A 23,877-nucleotide genomic window follows, 5' to 3' on the forward strand; every position below is an offset into this window, starting at 1 on the left:
GGTTTTAATTAAGTAATTATCTCCTAATTACTGCCAGTTCTCCCTGTTGAGGGGCGTATTATAGACGCTTTAAATCTTGAGTCAAGAGGTAATTTAACTTAATTCAAATAAGCTTGGTTATCCACATCACTAATCTACTTCCCTTACGATTAAATGCATCCTACGAGATCTCAAATAGAAAACAAGGAAAGTTTTTCAGAAATCTTCTAACTTCATAGATTTAATTGATTGAGCTTACTATCAAAAACAATAGTAGGCTCAAGTATTTTTTGATTTCTTAACACTAAACGTTAGTCAAAAGTATAGCTTACGCCAACGTTACCACCATTTTGGCTGCCACTACCACCAAAAGCACTACTGATAGAAAACTGTCCGTCAGATGTGGTGTAACCGACACCAAATGCATAACCTGTCTCACCTTCCCATGTACCACCGCCCAGACCAACGCTGACTTTACCCGGTACATTGGGGTAACGTAAAGCACCGAAAGCAAGCGCGCCTGCAACTGCTGAGTAGGTCTCTCCTTCTAGATCATTTATTCTTCTATCTGTATAACCGAAGGCTTCAGCACGATTTTGATCAAGCTGAGAGACATTAACTGCATCAGTTGGACTGATACCAGCGGCGACATTGGTAATTCGGCGCTGGCTGTTTGCGTTGCCCACTGATACGGTATTGTCTGCACTGGTCTGCGACCCTGCTCCTAATGCTATAGCATTGCTATGAGTTACACTACTATTAGCACCGATAGCCACTGCATTAGCTGCTTGAATGTTCACCGACTCACCGATAGCGACGGAGTTTGAGGCATTAGTCTCGTTTTCAAAAGCTGGTGTACTATTGGTACCAACTGTTGCCGCTGTAGCACCAACAGTTGCATTGCTACCTAGTACTACAGAGTTACTAGTAGTATCACCAATGACATTGTCGTTACCAACTGCATAATTGGCGTTACCACCGACGATATTGGGATCTCCAAACGCACCTGAGCGATCACCTGAAACGACATTGCCATTACCCACGCTAGTAGATTGATCGCCAGTCACTGTATTATTAGTGCCTATAGCGACGCTGTCCTGACCTTTAGATTGAGCGTTAACCCCGATCGCTATCGCACCGTCAGCAGTAGCGCCATTACTGTTATAATTACCTGCATCTTCGCTGTTACTAGAATCATTAACGCTAAAGAAGCGAGCTTGGCTATCTTCGATTTTGTTTTCTAATTCAACTTTAGCTTCTTCACTGATACCTGAATCACCTTTATCTCCTTTAGCGCCGTCGATACCATTTGTACCATCAGCACCGTTCAAACCATCTGTTCCGTTCTGACCTGCTGGACCAACTGGACCTTGAGCACCATCAATGCCGTCTTTACCATTTGTACCATCAGCACCGTTTAAACCATCTATTCCGTTCTGACCTGCTGGACCAACTGGACCTTGAGCACCATCAATGCCGTCTTTACCATTTGTACCATCAGCACCGTTTAAACCATCTATTCCGTTCTGACCTGCTGCTGGGCCTTGAGCACCGACAGCACCATCTTGGCCGTTAATGCCATCCGTACCATTCTGACCGTCAATACCATTTGTTCCATTGATACCATCAGATCCTGCTGGACCCTGCGGACCAACCTCTCCTTTATCACCTTTAGGTCCAGGTGTTAGCTCAATCGTATTTATCTGTGTTTGTAAATCCGTTAACTTTCCGTCAACTGCGGTGAGCGCTGCACCTACATTGTTGTAGTCTGCATTGCTTATTCTATATGTGGGGGCTTGAAATACACCAGTACTGTTCACTTGCGCGCCCCCACCTAAAGCGGTTGCTACATTACTGAAATAAGAAATACCTGTTGTTTCTAATCTTTTTAATTGAGCAATATTAACTGCATCAGTATCAGATGTACCGGCCGCTACGCCTGTAATTTGACGGGTCTGCCAGTTGGCAGGATCAGCATCAGAGGTATCACCCACACTCACTGCCGCTAGCGTTGATTGCCATACTGGTGTGGTTCTGGTGTCCGCACCAAAGCCTGCTACGCCTGCATCAACTGTTGTGGTGCTCTGTGCGCCTAGAGCAATGCTGTTACGAATATCAGCCGTTGACCCTGTACCCATCGCTAGGCTGTCACGACCGCTTGCAACTGATGAGTTACCGATAGCGGTCGCGCGGATGCCGCTCGCGGTCGCGCCTGTGCCTAGAGCTTCATAGTTACTCACTGCAAACTCAAAGATCTGACCGCCATTTCCATCGTCTTTAAAGCGTCGATTGTAAGCGTCTGTCTGTATAGGCGTGGTCGCAGCGGTAAAATCAGCTTGCACCACTGCATCTACTACTGGAACTTGTGTAGAAGTACTGCCACTACCAACGGCAGTCGCGCCTGATTCTGAAGCTGTGTTACGAATACCCATCGCTGAGCTATTAAAACCTGAGGCTGTGTTACGGCTACCCATCGCTGAACTATCAATACCTGAGGCTTCATTTGCAAAACCCACTGCTGAGCTGGTAACTCCTGAGGCTCTGTTAAAATTACCTATCGCTGAACTGGTAAGTCCTAAGGCTGTATTACCACTACCCATCGCTGAGCTACCATTACCTGAGGATTCATTGTTAAAACCCACTGCCGAGCTGAAACCTCCTAAGGCTTCGTTGCCATAACCCAACGCTGAGCTGAAACTTCCTGAGGCTATGTTGCTACGACCCACTGCTGAGCTGTCATCACCCGAAGCAGTATTATCGCTACCTAGTGCTGAGCTACGGTCACCAGTTGCCTCATTGCTATAGCCCACCGCTGAACTATACAGCTTTGAGGCTGTGTTTAGACTACCTACCGCTGTACTACGTTCGTTGGCGGTTGAGTTGTCGCTACCTATTGCCAAGCTATAATCCCCTGCAGAGGTATTAATATAACCTACTGCTGAGCTAAAACGACCAGAAGCTACGTTCCTATGCCCTGCTCCCAAAGCCATTTGCCCATCTACTATATTGCTAGACCCTACCGCCGTACTATAAGTATTATCTACTTGGTTCAGTATGCCTAATGCGGAACTTCCTAGCTTATCAGCCCTATTTTGCGATCCTATAGCAGAACTGGCATTACCTAAAGCACTATTACCAGAACCTATCGAAGAGCTGCCTTCACCCGAGGCAATATTAGTGTTGCCTACCGCTGAGCTATATAGACTTGACGCTTCATTTTTATGGCCAATCGCTGAACTAGAAGAACCTGAAGCGGTATTGACATAACCTATTGCTGTTGAATTAGTATTCAAAGCTCTATTTTGAGAACCTACTGCTGAGCTAGAAAAATCTGAAGCGGTATTGACGTAACCTATTGCTGTTGAATTAGTATTCAAAGCTTGATTTCGAAAACCTACTGCTGAGCTGGATTCATTTTGCGCTTGGTTTTCAAATCCGCAAGCTATAGATGTATTTTGTGAAGCGATATTTCCACCTGGTCCATTGAATTGCGTTAAGCACACATCTGCCTGAGCAGTCATCGCTGTTAATCCTAACACTGAGCCAATTGCAGTGGCAATGGCATGTCGACGTAGTGATGCGCCTGTTTGGCTAGCTGGCACAGTACCAATTTGACCTGATGTGTTGCTAGACTTTCCACCCGACTTGCTGATTTCACTAACGGCTGTATAGCAACCCGTAGAACGATTAAAAACAACGCGGTAAACATGGTTTAACATGAGAATATCCTGTGTGTATAAAGTTGCTATCGAAGCGACCATATGATGGCTATAACAAATAGAGCAACAGTTGCACTGTCGATCAAAAATATAAACGTTAATTTGAATGAATAATTACCTGTAGAATTTGATATCCGTATCGTTTGATAAGTGATAAATCAAGCACTAGATTGACTTGCTCTTGACTTAAGCTACCTACTAAATCCGTTCTTCTGATTCTAAAAAATAATTTTATATGCAATACAGACATAAAAAGAAACGTTATAAGTACATTCTGGAATATTATGTTAAATTTGTAAAGTTCTTGTTTTTAATTTGTAACAGATGAACATATACTTTAAGGAATATATTGAAATGTTTGAATTAAAAGGTAAAAACAACTATTTGATAGCACGCATAAAAAAGCCGCTTATTAGAAAATAAGCGGCTCTCATTACATGTATTGAATAATTAGTCTAACGTGACTACTTTGATTTAGCTCCAGCCTGAAAACGACTAGTAATGGTATAAAGTAACATAAGACAGATATCTGTTTTAAATTTTAAATTTTATTTTGACCGTAGTAACAATACCAGACAACGCATAGATAATACCAATCGCTAAAAGGCCGACAGGGATATCATAGAGTATGATACTCATGACCAGCACACCGATGATAAGAACAACGAAAGGCACTTTCTTCTTATCAAATTCTTTGAAGCTATAGTACTTGACGTTACTGACCATTAGTAGACCACAAGTTACGACCCAAGCGGCAAACAAGAACATGACAGCTGTATCGTACTGACCAATCCACTCATTATGATCGACTGCGACCATGACAGCAGACGTCACTAAGATAGCGGCAAGTGGACTTGCTAGGCCAACAAAGTATTTTTTATCGACAATGCCAACCTGCACATTGAAACGTGCGAGGCGAAAAGCGGCACAAGCAGTAAAGACGAATGCACAGCCAATCCCGATACGACCTAACGGCTCTAAAGCAAAGCTATAAATCAAAATAGCAGGTGCAACACCAAACGCTAGCATATCTGCCAAAGAATCGTATTGCTCACCGAATGGGCTCTGTGCATTGAGCATACGTGCCACGCGCCCATCAGCCCCATCAAGAATAGCGGACAAAAATATAGCCAATGAGGCTTTATAAAACTCGCCTTGTGTACTGGCCAAAATTGAATAAAAGCCTGACAGTAGCGACAAAGTTGTAATTAAGTTGGGCGCTAAATACACACCGCGACTGACCACTCGCTGACCTTCTGTTACTTCAGCTTCAATCACTTCAAAGGTCAAACCGTCATAACTGTCATTTTCCGCTAGGCGGATATTGAACTCATGCTCATCGATAAATGGTGGCTGAGTTGCTGCACTGTCTTGTAGCAATCCATCATTTAGAGCCGTATCCTTTGAGGAAACGTGGTTTGATTGACCTGTAGATGATGGTGTATTGGTCATCTTAATATCCTTATTTGCCGACATTGCTACTCATTGAACCAGTTATTCACCGACTAACCAGCGCACATTGGTCGCGCTATCAGGTGTTAAGTCTGGCGCATCAGCTACTTTTAAAGCAGGCTGCAAGAAACGCACAATCTCACGCGCATGATTGTCAAACTGCCAAGGTGGATTGATAACCAGCAGACCTGTACCGTTAAGGCCAACCGCAACATCGTTTGGATAAATATTCAACTCACACACCAACTGACGGCGCATTTCAGTACGTTTCAGCTTTTTATAGAACAGTTCTACAGCTTCGACGTTCTTAATAGGGAACCAAAGCGCATAAGTGCCTTGTGGCCACTTATTATAAGAGTTAACCAACAAATTGATAAGGCGTGTAAAGTCTTTATGCTCTTGCTCATAAGGAGGATCAAGAAAAATTAGACCACGCTTCTCTTTTGGCGGAATAACTGCAGTGATACCTTCAAAGGCATCACGGTGATGGATACCGATTGGCAATTTATGTAGCTGATAGTTCAACGCATCATATTCGCTGGCTTTGGCTTCAAAAGCCTCGCCACGTACGCCCGCTTCCGGGTTTTTTTCGACATGATGGGCAATCCACCAAGGAGAACCAGGATAGACTTTACTGTCATAAGTGAATCTGGCTTGCTTGATGCCTTCCATATAATCTTTGACAGCAGCAGGTGCCTTTTCAGTATCGGCATTCAATAGGGCTTGAATACCACCTTTGGCCTCTCCAGTCTTGCGTGCTTCTTCACTGCTCAGTGAATAAAGTCCGCGACCGCCATAAGCGTCAAGCACATAAAAAGGTTTGTTTTTTTGCCCCAGTTGATTGAGCAGTTGTACCAATAAAATGTGTTTGACCACATCAGCAAAGTTACCAGCGTGGTAGGCGTGTTTATAGTTCATAATCTCAAAAGTTTAAATAAGAAAAATTGCATCTATGGTAGCATAGGCAGAGTAAAAGATAATGTGGTTTTGGTAAGTGCTTTCAATAAAAACGCATTGAATGACGGTATATCGACAGCTGATTGACAATAATGAGATGAAATGACGCAGATTATTAGCAACCTGAACGTGACAGAGTTGATAGCCGATCAGCCAATAGGTCCGGACAATCCACCATTACTGTTTCCAGACGGTCATAGTGACATCCCAGATATCCCAACCCAACATGTATTACAAGCCTCTGATTTTGCCGTGAGCTGGGAAGACAATCTGACTGAAATACAGCTTGATAAGTTCGTCAACGATGGTTGGATTATTATCGATGATGTCTTTAATAGTACCGCGTTGCTAGCCTTGCAAGCAGAAAGCGGTTTTATTGAATATCGTGATGCACAGCTCACTGCTGGTATTCGAATAAGCGATATTCGCGGTGATAAAATACGCTGGATCACCGAAAACTTCTTTGCAGGCTTTTTTTACTTAGAGAGCATTAACACCCTTGCTTCCTTATTCAATCGTAGCTTGTTCGCGGGTATTCGTCATAGTGAAGCGCATTATGCCTGCTATCCGGTAGGTTTTGGCTATCAATGGCACAGTGACAACCCTTCTGGGCGTGACGAACGTGTTATTTCAGCTGTGTTTTATCTGAATGATGAGTGGTCTACAGGCGATGGGGGTGCATTAGAAGTTGTCGATAAACATGGCGTTCATCATAATGTGATGCCTGTTGCCAATAGACTGGTGATATTTGACAGTGACTTACGACATCAGGTACAGATCGCTCATCGTCAGCGCTACTCTATCGCGACTTGGATGCGCCGAGATGGATTGGTACCGTTTGTTGAAGAAAACAATTAGAGTATCACTTATTCATAAACAATATAATTTGAGTCGTAAGCCACTATAAAAACAAACAAGTATTCCACTACTTTCGCAATATCAATCTTAAAAGTTAACTTTACACATAAAAGGTTCATTCATGTCTGACAACAATCACCAAACTACCAATAATCAATCAGCAAGCCACCAACAAGAAACCTTAGAGTTAAGCATCGAACTGCTAGAACGCCCTTCAGTGACGCCCGATGATGATGGCTGCCAAGATATATTGTCAGAGCGATTGGAACAGGCGGGCTTTAACTGTGAGTTTATGTATTATGGTGATAGACAGGCAAAGGGCGAACACGCTGAAGTCAAAAACTTGTGGGCGCGCCGCGGCACGACTGATCCAGTCATTTGCTTTGCAGGCCATACCGATGTCGTACCAACTGGGGACGAGAAAAACTGGACTTATCCTCCATTTACTCCCACCATCGCTGATGGGTATCTATGGGCGCGCGGCGCGGCTGATATGAAAACAGGTATTGCGGCTTTTACTGTCGCAGCCGAACGTTTTGTCGCCAATCACCCTGAACACAATGGTTCGATTGCTTTTTTAATCACCTCAGATGAAGAAGGCCCATCAATCAACGGCACAGTAAAAGTCATTGAAACCTTAGAAGCGCGTCAAGAAAAAATCACCTATTGCTTGGTTGGTGAACCATCAAGTACCGATACGCTAGGCGATATCATTAAAAATGGTCGTCGTGGCTCATTGGGTGCCGTGCTCACAGTGACTGGTAAACAAGGTCATGTCGCCTATCCGCATCTAGCATGCAATCCTATTCATGCTGCAATGTCAGCATTGGCTGAATTGACCTCGACTGCATGGGACAATGGCAATGACTATTTCCCAGCGACATCACTGCAAATCTCAAATATCAATGGTGGCACGGGCGCAACCAATGTCATTCCTGAAACGTTAGAAGTAGTGTTTAACTTCCGCTTTTCAACGGAAACCACTGAAGATGAGCTGAAGGCTAAAACGCATGCTATCTTTGACAAATACTTTGCCGATAGCAAGGCGAACTACGATATTCATTGGAAGTTATCTGGTCAGCCGTTTTTGACCCCTGAAGGTAAATTGGTTTCTGCCTGTCAAAAAGCAATCAAAAAGGTAACTGATACTGATACCACGCTATCTACTTCAGGCGGTACCTCTGATGGACGCTTTATCGCACCAACAGGTGCGCAAGTCGTTGAGCTAGGTGTGCGTAATGCGACAATTCATCAGGTTGACGAAAAGGTAGAAGTCGATGACTTGGGTAGATTGGCACAGATTTATGAAGGGATTTTAGAGAACTTGCTGCTAGACTAATTATTCATTGAAGAAAGCAAAAAAAGCGCTAAATCTTAATTAGATTTGGCGCTTTTTTATTATTTTTACTGATTTATTCAATACTAATTTTACTCGATACCGATATAGACATCAACTTGACCATACTCTAGATTGCCATCAATATAATGCTCAAAATCGACATCAAAAGTTCGGGTATGCTCACAGTTGCGATCATTAAAATAAGTCCAAGCTTTTTCCCAAGCGTTCATCACAGTGTAAGGCATTCTACCCTCTTCAGAGAATACCATGTACTTCCCTGCAGGAATATCTACTGTTACTAGGTTTGTAGATTTAGCAGTCTTTTCATTGTCTGATGGCTCCTGCTCACTGACTACTTTCCAACTGGCAACCACATCAAAAGCGCCGACCAAATCATCGCTCTCATAGTTATGATAGACACCATAAATATCTTCACCTTTAGGCAGATCACTGGCATGGTTTTGGTAAAACTTCTGCCATAAACGACCCAGTTTGGCAGTTTCTTCGCTAATCTCAGCGTTGTTGGTAGTACGAACGCTAATGCCACTGCAAGCTATCGCTTCTGGTAGCTCTTTAATTTGTGAAGTCATGATGCGGTATATCCTGTATATTTGTACGGTTTTTTATGTGAGATAGTATTGAAATGAGCGAGTATTAAAAAAGCCATTAACGTTGCAAAGTAACTCTAATCTGCTTCATCGATCCAATTCATCTGAATGGCTTCTAAAATGCCCTCATTTGATTTTTGTGGATCATCATCAAAGCCTTCAAGTTCAGTCACCCAACGATGCAAATCGGTAAAGCGTATATATTGTGGATCGGTCTCTGGAAACTTTTCATACAACTCAATAGCGATATCTAAGCTGTCTGTCCATTTTAATTTTTGCGGGATCATAGCGGCTCCTTATCTTTTAAACGATTTTGGTAAAATGATTTCGATAAAATAATTTTGACAATTTGATAGGTGCTATTTTACCAAAATTCATCAGATGATTATAGACAAGTTAATTTTATATGGTAGCTTATGCTATCTACGCCGACTTGGCAGACTTCAAAGCAGCTTGGTTACTATTCCATGTGGTAATAGTATCGGTCAAATGCTCTCCCACCATATCCAATACTTCTGGTGTACACTTGCCTTTTTTATCTGTAAAGATAAACTTGGTCATACCCATACTCATCAGCTGATTTTTCACAAAGAAACGATGCTCAAAATATACGTATTTCTGATCCCATCCTGCAACCTTGCTACTGAGTGTCACTTTATCCAAAAACTTGATTGGTTTCAGATAAACCATCTCTTGCATGGACATCACCCAATTCAGTTTCTTAATGCCTTTTTCATGACAGCATGCCATTACCCAGCGAGTGACATTTAATTCAATAAAAGACAGATAGCGGTAGTTAGGCAAGTGGTCACGAAACCCCATGTCATGCGGCAATACTCGATAGTTACGGACAGTCGGTGCGGTCAACGTCTCTATACTAATGCGCTCGCTCATTGATTGCTGTTTTAGTTGTTGTTTTAGCAAGCTAACCATAATAAAAAAACGGATCAACATATTCATAAGTAACTCCCTTAACTCTTATTTTGTATAGATATCGATGTCATATAAATGCTGCCTACTTTAACGCAAAAAAAGCCACCTCAGTGACTTTCTTTACTTAAAAATTTATAGGCAAAAGCTAATAGTTAAATACATATTTTAATGATTAGTGACCTGCGCCATTGATACTGCGAACCATCTCTTCGACCATTTTCTTGGCATCACCAAAGATCATCATGGTTTTGTCCATATAGAACAGACTGTTATCAAGCCCTGCATAACCCGTGTTCATTGAACGCTTGATGACCATAATCGTTTGCGCTTTGGTCACTTCTAGAATCGGCATACCAAAGATTGGCGAGGTTGGATCATCTTTCGCAGAAGGGTTTACCACGTCGTTGGCACCGATGACTAACACCACATCTGTACTCGCAAAGTCAGAGTTGATCTCATCCATCTCAAGAATATCATCATAAGGTACATCGGCTTCAGCCAATAAGACGTTCATATGTCCTGGCATACGACCCGCGACCGGATGAATGGCAAAACGCACATTCACACCTTCTTCTTTTAGCAGCTCATACAACTCTTTTACTGCATTCTGTGCACGGCCCTGTGCCATACCATAGCCCGGTACGATCACAACACTACTGGCATTGGCCATTAAGAAACCTGCATCTTCTGCCGAACCAGCTTTGTAGTTCTTCGGTGCGCCATCATCAGCGCCCGCTGCTACAGCGCCTGTACCCATACCGCCAAATAAGACGTTGAGTAATGAGCGGTTCATGGCTTTACACATGATGTAAGACAAAATTGCACCGGATGAGCCAACGAGCGACCCTGCAATAATCAGCATCGAGTTGCCAAGGGTGAAACCAATACCTGCTGCTGCCCAACCTGAGAATGAGTTCAATAGCGATACCACTACTGGCATATCACCGCCACCGATTGGCGCAATCCACATCCAACCGAAGATAACAGCAATCACAGCCATCGCATAAAATGCTGGTAATGAGTCAGTAACGAAATAAACGCCACCGAAACCAATCATCGCAATGAACAATAGTGCTTGGACAGGTTTTACCCAGCCGCCGACCAGTGTTTTCGCCCAGCTTTTAGCTGCTAATTTACCAAAGGCAAAGACCGAGGCTGAGAACGTAATCGCACCGATGAAACAACCAATAAACAGCTCAACTCGGGCAACAGCGCCATGCTGTTGTTCAGTGTGCAGTACCGTCGCTAGTGCAATGGCAACTGCTGCCAAACCGACAAAGGAGTGCATCAAGGCAACGGTTTCTGGCATTTGGGTCATCGCGACTGTTTTTGCCTTCCACATACCAACGAGGGCACCTAAAATCATCGCGCCAATAATTAACCAAAGGACAGGGCCTTCTGCTAAGAAGAACGTCGTGACGACAGCAATTGCCATCGCTACCATGCCAAAGCGGTTACCACGAATAGCCGTCTTTGGGCTGGATAAACCACGTAAGGTTAAAACGAAAAGAATCGCACCGACTAGGTAGAACCAATCTGCATTTGCCGCAATCATTGCTGAGAAATCATTCATGCGTCACCTCCGACATCAGTGGTTGCTACTGGTGCTTTTTTTACTTTCGGTTTAAACATCGCAAGCATACGCTCGGTCACGGCAAAGCCACCGAAGATATTGATACTGGCTAAAAATACCGCAAAAGCGCCAAGTATACTGGTCGGTGTAAAGATAGAACCATCAATGGTAACGGTCTGTAGCATGGCACCAACGATGACGATACTTGATAGTGCGTTGGTGACGGCCATCAATGGCGTGTGCAAGGCAGGCGTAACGCCCCAAACCACGTAGTATCCGACAAAAATAGCGAGTACAAATACGGTAAAAATCGCGACAAAGGGTGTACTGGCCATGGCGGCACCGGCGGGTGCTGACGCTAAAATAGTGGCAATCATCTAATCCTCCTAAAAATTTATTCGTGTCTGGCAAATGTGTGGTGACAACGTTAGTGGTGACAAAGTTGTAATGACAGGCTGTAAAAACTTAGCCCGTTAAAACTAGCGTTTGGCCAGTCGTACCTGACCCTCATGTGTCACTGCCAGCGCTCCTTGAATCTCGTCTTCCATGTCCAAGTTAAGTGCCAAGTTAGTTGCTGAAGCGTCATCGCCAGCAGGCGCAATTAATGTGGTGATAAAGTTGACTAAGTTATTGGCATACAAATCTGAAGACTGTGCGGCAAGCTGTGAGGGGATATTAGCTGCCCCAACGATACGTACGCCGTTGTCTGTAGTGATAGTTTCGTTGGGCACACTGCCCTCGACGTTACCGCCTGTGCCAGCAGCCATATCGATCAGCACTGAACCCGCTTTCATTTTGGCAAGGGTTGCACCGTGTACCAGACGCGGAGCATTACGACCAGGAATCTGTGCCGTGGTAATAACGATATCAGCATTGCTGAGCGCTTTATCTACGACAGCCGCTTGATCTTTGACATATTGCTCGGATGGCGTCCACGCATAACCACCAGTAGACTTAGCTGTCTCAGCTTCCTCTGCACTCATTGGCACATCAAGCCATTTACCACCGAGTGACTCCACTTGCTCACGAGCGGTCGGACGTAGATCACTGGCTTCAACGACAGCACCCAAACGCTTGGCGGTTGCAATTGCTTGCAGACCTGCCACGCCAACACCTAGGATGACCACTTTAGCGGGTTTAACCGTACCAGCTGAGGTCATAAACATCGGGAAAGGACGTGAATACTCATTGGCTGCCAGCAATACTGCTTTATAACCCGCAAGGTTGGCCTGTGATGACAGTACGTCCATATTCTGTGCGCGTGACAAGGTGCGGGGCAATAACTCCATGGCAAAGGCGGTTGCACCTTTAGCCGCATAACTATCAAGTTGAGTATTACGATAAGGGTCGAGCATGCCAATGACGATCTGACCAGAGGACAAGCCATCGATGGCTTCAGCTGATAGGTCATTGACGGTGGTAATAATCTGAGACTGGGTAATGACCTCGGCACTGCTACTGGCAATGTCGGCACCAGCAGCTTGATATAGCTCATCAGCGTAGTACGCTGCTTGACCTGCATTTGACTGAATGACAACTTCAAACCCAAGTTTACGCAACTTTTTGACTGCGTCTGGGGTTATGGCTACACGGCTCTCGCTCGCGCTATCTGCACTGATTACACCGATTTTCATACCGTCTCCTTACTTACGTCCAATGACTGTACTTATAATGACTATAATTACGTCTCACGACTACCTTTAATACCCTCAACGCACATCTAAAAAGCACAGGGGACAAAAAAACCTTTGGTTTTGATTGGATCAGTATTGCGACCAAAGGTTTATCAATTTAATAAATGATAGCGACTTTGCCATCATGCCTTTTTATTATAGGTACATCGTCCACCAACTTTCATTGTTTAATGATGACCCATAAGTAAATAAAAAGTTAATTATTTGTACCATCTATATAACTTTTATTGTTATATTAAAAAAATTTATTTTTTTAATACCCTTAATGCTTTGCAAAATATAACCTTGTATCACTAGGCCACCCCCATATCACAGACCATTACCTCAATAGACACACAGCTGATAGCTCCCTCGATATTATCTGTGCTGTTTCTCTTGTTTTGATGGTTATATTTGAACTGAAGGTAAGCTCTAACAGTCACAATTGATATATTTTAGAATCGTGTGAAAAAGCAACGAGCCGGTTAAGTTCAAACGATAGGTGTCGTATAATAGGTAAGCTTGACGTGGTAATTGGATCGTCAATGACTCACTATAATAAGGAATAACGATGTATTTTTTACTCTCCCCTGCTAAATCTTTGAACGAAGCAGACGCTATACCGTTAAATCTAGGCAACTACTATAGTCAGCCTGAACTGATTGAACACTCACAAGTATTGATGCAAGTACTGAAGTCTAAAGAACCGATTGATTTACAAGAGCTGATGGGCATTTCTAATGATTTGGCACAGCTCAATGCGACGCGTAATCAACAGTGGCACTGGAGTAAAGAACAGCCATTCACTGATAATACTAATGCGGCAAAACCTGCTGGGTATTTGTTCGATGGTGACGTTTATACTGGTCTTGATATGTATCACATGGATAAAGACACGACTATCTACGTCAATGAGCACTTAGGTATTTTGTCAGGACTCTATGGTGTGTTAAAACCTTTAGATTTAATCCAACCATATCGCTTAGAGATGGGTACCAAGCTGAAAAATGAGCGCGGTAATAACTTATATGAGTTTTGGGGCGAGGAAGTGACTGAGATTATCAATGCGCGGATGGCTGATAGCGACGATAAAACATTAGTCAATCTCGCTTCTAATGAATATTTTAAGTCTGTAAAGAAAAAAACATTAAAGGCTGACATCATCACACCACGATTTGAAGATGAGAAAAATGGTCAATATAAAGTGATTAGCTTTTATGCCAAAAAAGCACGTGGATTAATGGTCAAGTATGCGGCAGACAATAAGCTGACCAATGCTGAGCAGCTAAAGCAGTTTGATTTGGCAGGATATTATTATTGTGAAGCCGCTTCTGATGATAAGACGTGGACGTTTAGACGGGATAATGTGAATCAGTAAATTTGATTTTATTCTTAGTTGAAAGATACCAAACGATTATAAGAAAACCCCGATAAGCTTAGCCTATCGGGGTTTTTCAGTATGGGTTCAAACTAGAGGTTTATTCATATAGATAATTTGAGATTATGAAAGAATTTCTTTATTTAACTATTTTTTTTGAGCAAGTAAATATTACGCCCTCAGTATCATCTTTTAAAGTCAAATTTGATTGTGACAAAGATATAATTGAGGAAGATGCACTTATATTTTTTGGGAATATATCAGTCATGTTGAATGATTGATCCATGTATGGATGACTTATATTAGTCAACTTAATATCTTCTAATATTTCAACTAATTTTTTATTATTTATCTCCCAAGTACCTGTACCGAAATAATCGTATTCTAGCGTAATGTTTTCTTTAGGATAATCTATTATCATCGTACCAAATGTATTGCTTCGTTTATTAGTGAAATACGAAGCGCTTCCTTCCATAGTAACAGTTGCATCTTCAACTTCCATTTTGACAGAATCGCAGTTCCAAGTACCAACTAACTTAGAGCCATACATCTGATCAATACTCGCGAGATCGTTCATCTTATTACTTTGAGCAATACTTGAACTATATGGAACGAACATGATACTAAGTGAAACAAGGGCTGTGAATAATACTTTCTTCATTAATTTTCCAAAAATATAAATAAGATTATAATCTTATGTGTAAGTTTAACGACTATTTTGTTTCTATATTATGACTGTTAACTTTAGGAGTTTCAAACTAATGATCAACATTTATCTCTTAACCCTAAAAAACCTCGATAAGCTCAGCCTATCGAGGTTTTTCTATGTGACGACCACTACCCTATTAAACTAGATACAAAAAAGCCCTGCTATCTTGCGATAACAGAGCTTTCGGTAGGTCAAACGCCTTCACAAAAATACTTATAACTGCAGTGAAAAGCGCTTTATGGATTGACTAAAGCAGTACGACTAGGCGACCAAGTGAAGATTGTACTAATAGTACATCGAGCGAGGTTAACAACGTCGTACAAATTTAGTCGAGGCACAAATTACATCATACCGCCCATTCCACCCATACCGCCCATTCCACCGCCAGCACCCATGCCAGCCATACCGTCATCACCTTGCGGTAAATCAGTAATCATAACTTCAGTGGTAAGCATTAGGCCTGCAACAGATGCAGCATTTTCTAGTGCTGAACGTGCTACTTTAGCTGGGTCAAGAATACCCATCTCGATCATATCGCCATATTCACCAGAAGCAGCATTGTAACCATAGTTACCGCTACCGCTTTTCACTTCGTTTACCACAACTGACGCTTCTTCACCTGCGTTGGTTACGATTTGACGTAGTGGTGCTTCCATCGCACGACGTAAGATATTGATACCAGCGTTTTGATCGTCGTTATCGCCTGTTAGTTCAGACAATGCGTTCATTGCACGTACTAGTGCAACACCACCACCAGGTACAACACCTTCTTCAACCGCTGCACGAGTCGCATGTAGCGCATCGTCGACACGATCTTTCTTCTCTTTCATTTCAGTTTCGGTTGCTGCGCCGACTTTGATCACTGCTACGCCACCAGCTAGTTTAGCAACACGCTCTTGTAGCTTTTCTTTGTCATAGTCAGAAGTAGACTCTTCGATTTGACGGTTGATAGACTCAACACGGTTTTCGATATCAGCTTTGTTACCAGCGCCATCGACGATTACCGTGTTTTCTTTACCGACAGTCACTTTCTTAGCAGTACCAAGTTGCTCAAGAGTAGCAGTCTCAAGGCTCAGACCAATCTCTTCAGAGATAACCGTACCGCCAGTTAGCGTCGCGATATCTTCTAACATTGCTTTACGACGATCACCGAAACCAGGTGCTTTAACCGCACAAGTTTTCAAGCCACCACGCATGTTGTTCACAACCAATGTCGCTAGCGCTTCGTTTTCTACGTCTTCAGCGATGATAAGCAATGGTTTGCTTTGCTGCATTACTTGCTCAAGTAATGGCACGATTTCACGGATGTTGCTGATTTTTTTGTCAACTAGCAAGATATATGGGTTTTCAAACTCTGCCGTTAAGCTGTCTTGCTTATTAGCGAAGTACGGGCTGATATAACCACGGTCAAACTGCATACCTTCTACAACTTCTAGGGTATCTTCGAAGCTTGAACCTTCTTCAACCGTAATAACGCCTTGCTTGCCGACTTTCTGCATTGCTTGCGAAATCAATTCACCGATTTTGGTGTCTGAGTTAGCAGAGATAGAGCCTACTTGTGCAATGGCTTTTTCATCATCAGCGGGTGTAGATAACAAATGGATTTGCTCAACAGCAGCACGTACCGCTTTATCGATACCGCGTTTAAGATCCATTGGGTTCATGCCAGCAGCCACTGACTTCATGCCTTCTTGTAGGATTGACTGAGCCAATACCGTCGCAGTGGTCGTACCATCACCAGCAACATCATTAGTACGGCTAGCAACTTCACGTACTAGCTGTGCGCCCATGTTTTCAAACTTGTTTTCTAGTTCGATTTCTTTGGCAACGGATACACCATCTTTAGTGATGGTAGGTGCGCCAAATGATTTATCGATAACAACGTTACGACCTTTAGGGCCTAGCGTAACTTTTACTGCGTTTGCTAGAACGTTTACGCCGTCCATCATTTGTTTACGGGCATCAATGCCGAATTTTACGTCTTTTGCCATGTTAAATTACTCCACTATTATAAGTATGAGAATACGGTTGAATGATTCGATAGTATGGTTATAAATGCGCTTCGCTAACACTGACTTAGCCAATAGGCCTCGTGAGCAATTAGCCTTCTAGCACACCCAATACATCAGATTCTTTCATAATAAGCAGCTCTTCGCCGTCAACTTTTACCGTTTGACCAGCATATTGACCGAACAAAACTTTGTCGCCAGCTTTTACGTCTAACGCGCGAGTTTCGCCGTTGTCACGAATCTGACCGTTACCAGTAGCTAATACTTCACCTTGTGAAGGTTTTTCTTGAGCTGAACCAGGAAGCAAGATGCCACCAGCCGTTTTTGTTTCTTCTTCTATGCGGCGGACGACAATACGGTCATGTAAAGGACGAATGTTCATCGATATGACTCCAAAAGTTGATTATTAAAATTAAGGGTTTATTTGAATTAATAGTCTCAATGCCAGTATCTACAAGGACTACTACTCAAAAGCAATATTCTGAAGATAAGCATTAAGCTTGTATCAAAAAGTGGGGGCAAGGTGTGTTCGCTTCAAGTGTAAAGCCTAAAATTTTACAAGAATTATCTCGGGGAGCCGCTTACTGCTGTCGTGATTTCACATCGTTATGCTAATCACCTATTATTTATTCTTATATGGAGCATTTTTGTAGCAACATTGACTACAAGAGCAACACACCATAGACAGCAAACACTCTTGAAAATGTAACCAAGTATGACCATTATAGTGCTTGTAAATACAATAATAGTGTTAGATAGAATCTGATATACCAACACTATATTACTTAAGGAACATCTATGATTTTTTCATCATCGAATAAAAATTCTAATAATACAAAGCGTAGTAAGTCAAAAATTTTGACCGCCTTAACATCAGGCGCCAGTATTGCTGCTATCGGAGCATTAAGTATGACTGCACCTACCATCGCTAGTGCAAAGACCATCCAACCATCGAGCGCCAGCTATAGCTTTACGGTCGAAGACAAGTACAAAGGCACCGCTACTCGTACCTTAAACAAGTCAGGTGATACTTGGAAGTACAATGTCAATGCACGAGTTGCAGGTGTCGCTAGCGCCTCGCAGAATAGTACCTTTACCATCAACGGTAACAATGTCACGCCAACACAAGCCAGCACAACTTATAAGCTCCTAGGCGTAGGCCGTACACACAAACTGGATTTTAATCCAAGTAGTAAAAAAGTTGTGAGCAACTATCGAGGCAAATCAACGACAATGAACATGTCGCAACAAGCCTTTGATGACTTAAGCCTCGAAGTACAGATTCGTCAGGATTTATTGAACGGTAAATTCTCTGGCAACTACTACATGGCGAAGAAAGACAAAATCGAAAAGACCCCATTTAAGAAATCTGGCAACACCAAAATAACTGTACCAGCAGGCACCTTTGATACAGTACGTGTCGACCGTGTCCATGATGACGATAGCCGTTCTACCAGCTTTTGGTTAGCACCAAGCTTAGATTACCTACCAGTTAAGGTGAGTCAGATTAATGATGGCAAAAAAATGGATTTAGAATTGACCAAGGTGAACTAAACTATTTATTGAACCACTGAAAAAATATTAAAAAAAGCGGCGCTCTAATGTAGAGCGCCGCTTTTTTTGGTTTTATACTGATAGCTGACAAACATTACTTATTGAGAGTTACCTACCAAGCATTTGGTAAGTTAAGCGTCAGACAACTTAGATCACTGGCGAGGTTTCTTAACGACATTATTCATCGAAGGCAGACGTTTGAGCAAAATAAACAACCAAACATTAATAAGCAGCAACAGTAAAAAGTCCAGTAGGTAGACGACTATTTCCGCCCCACTACTGCCATAAACCCGCGTAAACAACACCACGCCACTCGCACCTAAATACACAAGTATAAACATACTACTAATTAACAACGCATAAGGCGAGCGTCCACGCAGTATTGATGGTGTCAGAATAAAGGCGGGTACCAACCACAACATTTGCCATGCGACACCGCCGACGATATCAGGGCTACTTGGATTGAATACGTTAATAAAGATAGGCAGTCCAAGCAATCTATAGACGAGCCAAATCAACCACGTAACCAGCAAACGCTGACGGATAGGCGCAATAGGTTTACTTGCTTTGGCAGGCTTACCAGTTTTCTTTACTGGTGGTGCAGCATTCATCTCACTATCGGAGCGGTTTGTAGCCATTAGATATATTTACTTCCTCATTAATAGCGTGAACAACGTTGTTGCATTTTAGGCTCAATGATTATTGTAGGCTCAACGATACAAAGGCCGCTTAGCGACTCCAGTTAGCTTGAGCCAATGCTGTCGCACTGATAGCCAAACGGCGACCTTGAGCGATGCCTAGCTCACGCTCATCAGGTGAGATAGGCTGATCATGTGATGCCCCACTGACATGGCTAGCACCATAAGGTGAGCCGCCACGTTGGGTGCGATTTAACGCAGGCTCCGCATAAGGCACACCAACGATAATCATACCGTGATGCATCAATGGCAACATCATCGTCAGCAACGTCGTCTCTTGACCACCATGCATCGAACCCGTTACCGTAAATACGGAGGCAGGTTTGTTTTGCAAATTACCTGCCAGCCATAATGTCACTGTATTGTCCCAAAAGTATTTCATGGGTGCGGCCATATTACCAAAGTGCGTTGGGCTACCAAGCGCCAGACCGCTGCAGTTTTTGAGATCTTCCATGGTGCAATACAGATCACCCTCATCAGGTATCGCAGGCTTGCTCGATGTCGTCTCAGGAGCAACCGTTGGTACCGTACGAATACGTGCTGTCATGCCAGCGTCTTCGATGCCTTGCGCGATAGCGTATGCCAATGTCTTGGTTGTACCATGATTAGAATAATAGAGTACCAATACATAAGGGGCAGTCTGACTCATTAGCAACACTTCCTTAAATCATTCACGTGGTTAATGATAGCAATATGTAGCCAACAGCTGACACTATCAATATATGTGCACATTATGCCCGAGTCATTCACTGACATGCAAACAACCTAGCTGTGCATTATCGTCAGAACACTCTATCGCGTTGACTACTGTGCATTTTGACACAATTAAAGGGCAGATGATAACCGCCTATGTTTGTTACACTATTGTCACTCTAATACCTGCTAGATGGTCGATATGGAAAAGTTAGCAAAGAAAATCCCGTTTTTACACCAGCGCTGGTTTCAGTTTTTACGATTTTTGGTTCGGCATTTTTTTGAAGACAACTGCCAGCAAAAATCAGCCTCGCTGACCTATACGACCATGCTATCGATCGTACCCATGCTGACCGTACTCTTGATGATTTTGTCTTCAGTACCAGCACTTTCATCGGTCAGAGCACAAATATATGAAGTCATTTATAACAACTTACTACCTCAATCTAGCATGCAGGTTAGTGAGTACATCAACAACTTCGCTGAAAAATCATCCAACCTGACCATTATTGGTGCGATGGTGCTGTTTTTTACAACGATTATGACATTGACGACCATTGAGCGAGCTTTTAACCAAATATGGCGGGTAGAGAATCGGTCCGGTGGCATCAAAAGCATGCTGCGCTATTGGACGATGGTGACCTTAGGGCCATTAGTGTTGGGCACAGCTTTTATCGCCTCAAGTGCGATACAAAGCATTAGTTTTTTAAATCAGCAAGTCGCTGGTTACGGTATTGATTGGTCTATCTGGATACAAGCCGTCACGATTGGCATCACTGTCTCAGGCTTCATCGGTATGTACTGGTTCATTCCAAAAGCACGCGTGCCGGCCAAAAATGCGGCCATCGCTGGCATATTCGTGGCCATCGTCTTTGAGATGATGAAGCATCTTTTTGGTACCGTGATGGCAAACTTTACCAGTTATGAAGCTATTTACGGAGCCTTTGCTGCCTTACCAATATTTTTGCTATGGATTTATTTGTCGTGGAATTTAATTCTACTGGGCGTTGAAATTAGCTATACCCTGACCATCTTTGGGACAGAAGAGGTGGAGCCACGCCATCCGTTACTGAGCTTGTTAGACATGCTCAACTTAGTATATACACACCATTTAAAAGGTGAGGCCGTCAGCGAACAAGCGCTTCGCAACATGCTAGGACGCAAAGAGCTGCCGAAATGGTATACCTATATTAACTATTTACAAGACAGCAACCTCATCACTATGACTGAAGATGACGACTATGTACTCAAAAGAGATTTGAGCAAGATGACATTATGGGATTTTTACCGCACCCTACCTTACCCATTACCCATCAAAGATGAATTCGATGAGGTAAGAATAGAAGAGCAAACGCCCTGGATTAGGCTACTGATAGAGCGTTTTGAACATACTGAAGCTTATGCTAAACAACAACTAAATCTACCGTTAAGCGCTATATTTACCAATACGGAACCACGTAAAAAGGCCGCTTCTGATAAAAAAGGTAGCCATAAAAATAATGATGCCCATTTATTTAGAAAGACCTCAGCATCGACGATGAAACCATTGGCAAAGGATGACTCAAATAAACAAAATACACCGCACTTTGAGCCCATGTCGTATGACAAAGACAGTGATATAGAATGGGATGACCGTAATAATGAAATCATCATTCCCCAAGATATAAACGACGATAAGGAACAAACTCAGACCAATAATAAGGGCGATATTATTACTGAAGCGGACAATCCCAAAGTGAGCTAACCAAAATAAAAAGAACTAGGGCGTGTCCTCATTTTAAAAATGGCGATAAAAATGAGATAAATTGCCGTCAAACGAGGAAAATAGTGCAGATAATATCGAGATATTGACCAACTATTTGACGATGTTTGGCAAAATTTAGCTATTTTTAGCCCATTTAGAGAACACTCGTTTGAATTGAGGACACGCCCTAATATGACAGTCAAAGCCCTGTCGTATATTTATGAATAAGCTATGACACTATAAGTTTAATATAATGATTTTTGGATACCTCAAAGCTGATGACAGTGAATAAAGATGACAAAAAAAGCTTATGGATACGTACACTTGACATAAGCCAAAACAAGCTAAAACAGTTTGCCCAGTTATGGTCATTGCAAACCCTCACTGACCTGCCCGATCGTCTTCGAAACTTATGGCAACAGCTGATTGGCTCTTACTGGTTTATCCCAACGGCTTGCGTCATCGTGGGTATACTACTTGCGCCTTTATTAGTGACGATTGATCAGCACTTTGACCGTGCAACAGTCAGAGATATTACCTTTGCCTTTACGGGTGATGATGATGCGGCGCGCGCTATTATGACAGCGATAGCAGGGGCTGTATTAGGGGTCGCTGGCACGACCTTTTCAATTACGATTGCCGTATTGTCGATGGCCTCATCACAATTTGGGCCACGATTGTTACGCAATTTTCTGACAGACACACCCAATCAATTGGTATTAGGTGCATTCATTGGTACCTTTAGTTATAGCTTGTTGGTACTCAAGTCTATCCATAAATACGACGTCGCTTTCGGTGTACCACAGCTGGCTGTAACCTTTGCCATTATCATGGCCATTGTCTGCGCACTATTGCTCGTTTACTTCGTACAGCATATGGTACATGCCATCCAAGCATCGCATGTCATTCAGAATGCAAGCAACGATGCCATTCATAATATTCACTATTGGTATGGCAGTCATTGTGACATCCAACATCAACGTGATATCGAGCATCATGATGTCGAACAGTTTCACAAATGGCCATCAATGCCCATCTATCCACCACGCTCAGGTTATATCCAACAGATTTACCTTGAGTCGCTGATTACTCTGACACAAGATTATGGTGGCGTGATACAGATTCATGTCAATCTGGGTGATTATGTGACTGATAAAAACGTCATTGGCTATTTTTACCAGCGTCCAACAGAGCATCCAAACAACCGACAGAAAACATCAACATCGCAGTTGGCCGTTGTACCACGTGCACCTGATGGTGTTTTTTGGCAACGCTTTGCAAGCTGTATCCGTATCGAACAGCGATTGGTGCACTCTAATGATATTGCTTATAGCTTAGGACAAATGACTGAAATCGCTGTGCGCGCATTGTCTCCTGGTATCAATGACCCAAAAACAGCGGTCAACTGCGTACAATCACTGACGAGCTGCTTGAGTATTATGATGCGCTGTCAACCACCCAGCCCTTATCACTTTTATGTACCGGCACCAAATGATGATGCATCAAATGCCGAAGTTAAGCAGCAACGACTGGCCATATTAGCCGTGGTCACTCATACGCCAAAAATTTCTGACTTTATTAATACATCGCTTGGCGAAATACGTCGTTATGCAGCCGCTGATTTGATGGTCTTAAAAGCACTGTGTCAGGCAATGGTCAATCTCAATTATGCGCAAGTCAATAGCGCACAGCAGCAGACACTATTGCATGAACTGACATTAATTGAGCGTGCAGGTGAAGAAAACCTAAACTATCAAGAATTGATCGATGATTTAATCGCCATGTCCAAGCAAGCCAAGCAATTTATTCTGAGTAATGATGCTCAGCATCGATATTTTGACTACGTGAGTGAGTTTGATGCTCATATCCGTAAAGCCCTGCAAACACAATCGAGATAATAATATCAAGACCCATAAATTGACATTCATCACTGGTGCCAAAGCAAGAATATAACTACAATCGAAACCATTTAATTCTTATTAGCTCTACGTTTAAGAATAC

At 42.8% G+C, this 23,877-nt stretch carries 20 protein-coding genes; 6 read left to right on the forward strand and 14 right to left on the reverse strand.

Annotation, left to right across the window (positions count from 1 at the left end; all coding sequences use genetic code 11):
* Window positions 1–290 precede the first annotated feature (290 nt).
* The 3 genes from I6E84_RS10040 to I6E84_RS10050 form a co-directional block, all read right to left on the reverse strand.
* Complete coding sequence (locus tag I6E84_RS10040; RefSeq protein WP_197217829.1) at window positions 291–3,698, reverse strand: ESPR-type extended signal peptide-containing protein; 3,408 nt, start codon at window positions 3,696–3,698, stop codon at window positions 291–293.
* A 534-nt stretch (window positions 3,699–4,232) separates the two neighbouring features.
* Window positions 4,233–5,150, reverse strand: coding sequence for a CDP-diacylglycerol--serine O-phosphatidyltransferase (pssA, locus tag I6E84_RS10045; RefSeq protein ID WP_227680941.1), 918 nt, complete (start codon window positions 5,148–5,150; stop codon window positions 4,233–4,235).
* 42 nt (window positions 5,151–5,192) lie between these two features.
* Window positions 5,193–6,068 (reverse strand): 23S rRNA (adenine(2030)-N(6))-methyltransferase RlmJ, encoded by an 876-nt coding sequence (locus tag I6E84_RS10050; RefSeq protein WP_110923987.1) that lies wholly within the window; start codon window positions 6,066–6,068, stop codon window positions 5,193–5,195.
* A 141-nt stretch (window positions 6,069–6,209) separates the two neighbouring features.
* Between I6E84_RS10050 and I6E84_RS10055 the strand changes: the two genes are divergently transcribed.
* Both I6E84_RS10055 and dapE read left to right on the forward strand, forming a co-directional pair.
* On the forward strand, window positions 6,210–6,965 hold the full coding sequence (locus tag I6E84_RS10055; RefSeq protein ID WP_197217830.1) for a 2OG-Fe(II) oxygenase: 756 nt from the start codon (window positions 6,210–6,212) through the stop codon (window positions 6,963–6,965).
* Window positions 6,966–7,086: 121 nt separating this feature from the next.
* Window positions 7,087–8,304, forward strand: a complete 1,218-nt coding sequence (gene dapE, locus I6E84_RS10060; protein WP_197217831.1) for a succinyl-diaminopimelate desuccinylase — start codon at window positions 7,087–7,089, stop codon at window positions 8,302–8,304.
* A gap of 89 nt (window positions 8,305–8,393) precedes the next feature.
* Here the strand turns inward: dapE and I6E84_RS10065 are convergent, their stop codons facing one another.
* The 6 genes from I6E84_RS10065 to I6E84_RS10090 form a co-directional block, all read right to left on the reverse strand.
* Window positions 8,394–8,894, reverse strand: a complete 501-nt coding sequence (locus tag I6E84_RS10065; RefSeq protein ID WP_110923984.1) for a GyrI-like domain-containing protein — start codon at window positions 8,892–8,894, stop codon at window positions 8,394–8,396.
* A 95-nt stretch (window positions 8,895–8,989) separates the two neighbouring features.
* Window positions 8,990–9,199 carry a Fe-S cluster assembly protein IscX gene (gene iscX, locus I6E84_RS10070; protein ID WP_010196865.1) on the reverse strand — a complete coding sequence of 70 codons (210 nt, stop codon included), beginning with the start codon at window positions 9,197–9,199 and terminating at the stop codon, window positions 8,990–8,992.
* A gap of 136 nt (window positions 9,200–9,335) precedes the next feature.
* Window positions 9,336–9,872, reverse strand: coding sequence for an acyl-CoA thioesterase (locus I6E84_RS10075; protein WP_197217832.1), 537 nt, complete (start codon window positions 9,870–9,872; stop codon window positions 9,336–9,338).
* 145 nt (window positions 9,873–10,017) lie between these two features.
* Window positions 10,018–11,418: an NAD(P)(+) transhydrogenase (Re/Si-specific) subunit beta gene (locus I6E84_RS10080; RefSeq protein WP_413786950.1), complete on the reverse strand. Its 1,401-nt coding sequence runs from the start codon at window positions 11,416–11,418 to the stop codon at window positions 10,018–10,020.
* On the reverse strand, window positions 11,415–11,753 hold the full coding sequence (locus I6E84_RS10085) for a proton-translocating transhydrogenase family protein (protein ID WP_197177695.1): 339 nt from the start codon (window positions 11,751–11,753) through the stop codon (window positions 11,415–11,417). Before I6E84_RS10085 ends, I6E84_RS10080 begins: the two co-directional genes overlap by 4 nt.
* A 144-nt stretch (window positions 11,754–11,897) precedes the next feature.
* Window positions 11,898–13,052 (reverse strand): Re/Si-specific NAD(P)(+) transhydrogenase subunit alpha, encoded by a 1,155-nt coding sequence (locus tag I6E84_RS10090; RefSeq protein ID WP_197217833.1) that lies wholly within the window; start codon window positions 13,050–13,052, stop codon window positions 11,898–11,900.
* A 610-nt stretch (window positions 13,053–13,662) separates the two neighbouring features.
* Between I6E84_RS10090 and yaaA the strand changes: the two genes are divergently transcribed.
* On the forward strand, window positions 13,663–14,469 hold the full coding sequence (gene yaaA, locus I6E84_RS10095) for a peroxide stress protein YaaA (RefSeq protein ID WP_197217834.1): 807 nt from the start codon (window positions 13,663–13,665) through the stop codon (window positions 14,467–14,469).
* A 139-nt stretch (window positions 14,470–14,608) separates the two neighbouring features.
* Here the strand turns inward: yaaA and I6E84_RS10100 are convergent, their stop codons facing one another.
* The 3 genes from I6E84_RS10100 to I6E84_RS10110 form a co-directional block, all read right to left on the reverse strand.
* A complete protein-coding gene (locus I6E84_RS10100) occupies window positions 14,609–15,130 on the reverse strand; it encodes a hypothetical protein (protein WP_197217836.1) in 522 nt (173 codons plus the stop codon).
* A 389-nt stretch (window positions 15,131–15,519) separates the two neighbouring features.
* On the reverse strand, window positions 15,520–17,169 hold the full coding sequence (groL, locus tag I6E84_RS10105) for a chaperonin GroEL (protein WP_110923978.1): 1,650 nt from the start codon (window positions 17,167–17,169) through the stop codon (window positions 15,520–15,522).
* A gap of 109 nt (window positions 17,170–17,278) precedes the next feature.
* A complete protein-coding gene (locus tag I6E84_RS10110; RefSeq protein ID WP_010196840.1) occupies window positions 17,279–17,569 on the reverse strand; it encodes a co-chaperone GroES in 291 nt (96 codons plus the stop codon).
* 416 nt (window positions 17,570–17,985) lie between these two features.
* Between I6E84_RS10110 and I6E84_RS10115 the strand changes: the two genes are divergently transcribed.
* Window positions 17,986–18,741, forward strand: a complete 756-nt coding sequence (locus tag I6E84_RS10115) for a DUF3108 domain-containing protein (RefSeq protein ID WP_197217838.1) — start codon at window positions 17,986–17,988, stop codon at window positions 18,739–18,741.
* A 152-nt stretch (window positions 18,742–18,893) separates the two neighbouring features.
* Here the strand turns inward: I6E84_RS10115 and I6E84_RS10120 are convergent, their stop codons facing one another.
* Both I6E84_RS10120 and wrbA read right to left on the reverse strand, forming a co-directional pair.
* Window positions 18,894–19,379: a hypothetical protein gene (locus I6E84_RS10120; RefSeq protein ID WP_197217840.1), complete on the reverse strand. Its 486-nt coding sequence runs from the start codon at window positions 19,377–19,379 to the stop codon at window positions 18,894–18,896.
* Between the two features lie 91 nt (window positions 19,380–19,470).
* Window positions 19,471–20,088 (reverse strand): NAD(P)H:quinone oxidoreductase, encoded by a 618-nt coding sequence (wrbA, locus tag I6E84_RS10125; RefSeq protein WP_197217841.1) that lies wholly within the window; start codon window positions 20,086–20,088, stop codon window positions 19,471–19,473.
* A 246-nt stretch (window positions 20,089–20,334) separates the two neighbouring features.
* Here wrbA and I6E84_RS10130 point away from each other — a divergent pair, with 246 nt between their 5' ends.
* Window positions 20,335–21,876, forward strand: coding sequence for a YihY/virulence factor BrkB family protein (locus I6E84_RS10130; protein ID WP_197217843.1), 1,542 nt, complete (start codon window positions 20,335–20,337; stop codon window positions 21,874–21,876).
* 278 nt (window positions 21,877–22,154) lie between these two features.
* On the forward strand, window positions 22,155–23,774 hold the full coding sequence (locus tag I6E84_RS10135; protein ID WP_197217845.1) for a DUF2254 domain-containing protein: 1,620 nt from the start codon (window positions 22,155–22,157) through the stop codon (window positions 23,772–23,774).
* The last annotated feature ends 103 nt before the right edge of the window (window positions 23,775–23,877 follow it).

This window comes from Psychrobacter sp. SCQQ22 (assembly GCF_015864605.1).
Classification (GTDB): domain Bacteria; phylum Pseudomonadota; class Gammaproteobacteria; order Pseudomonadales; family Moraxellaceae; genus Psychrobacter; species Psychrobacter fozii.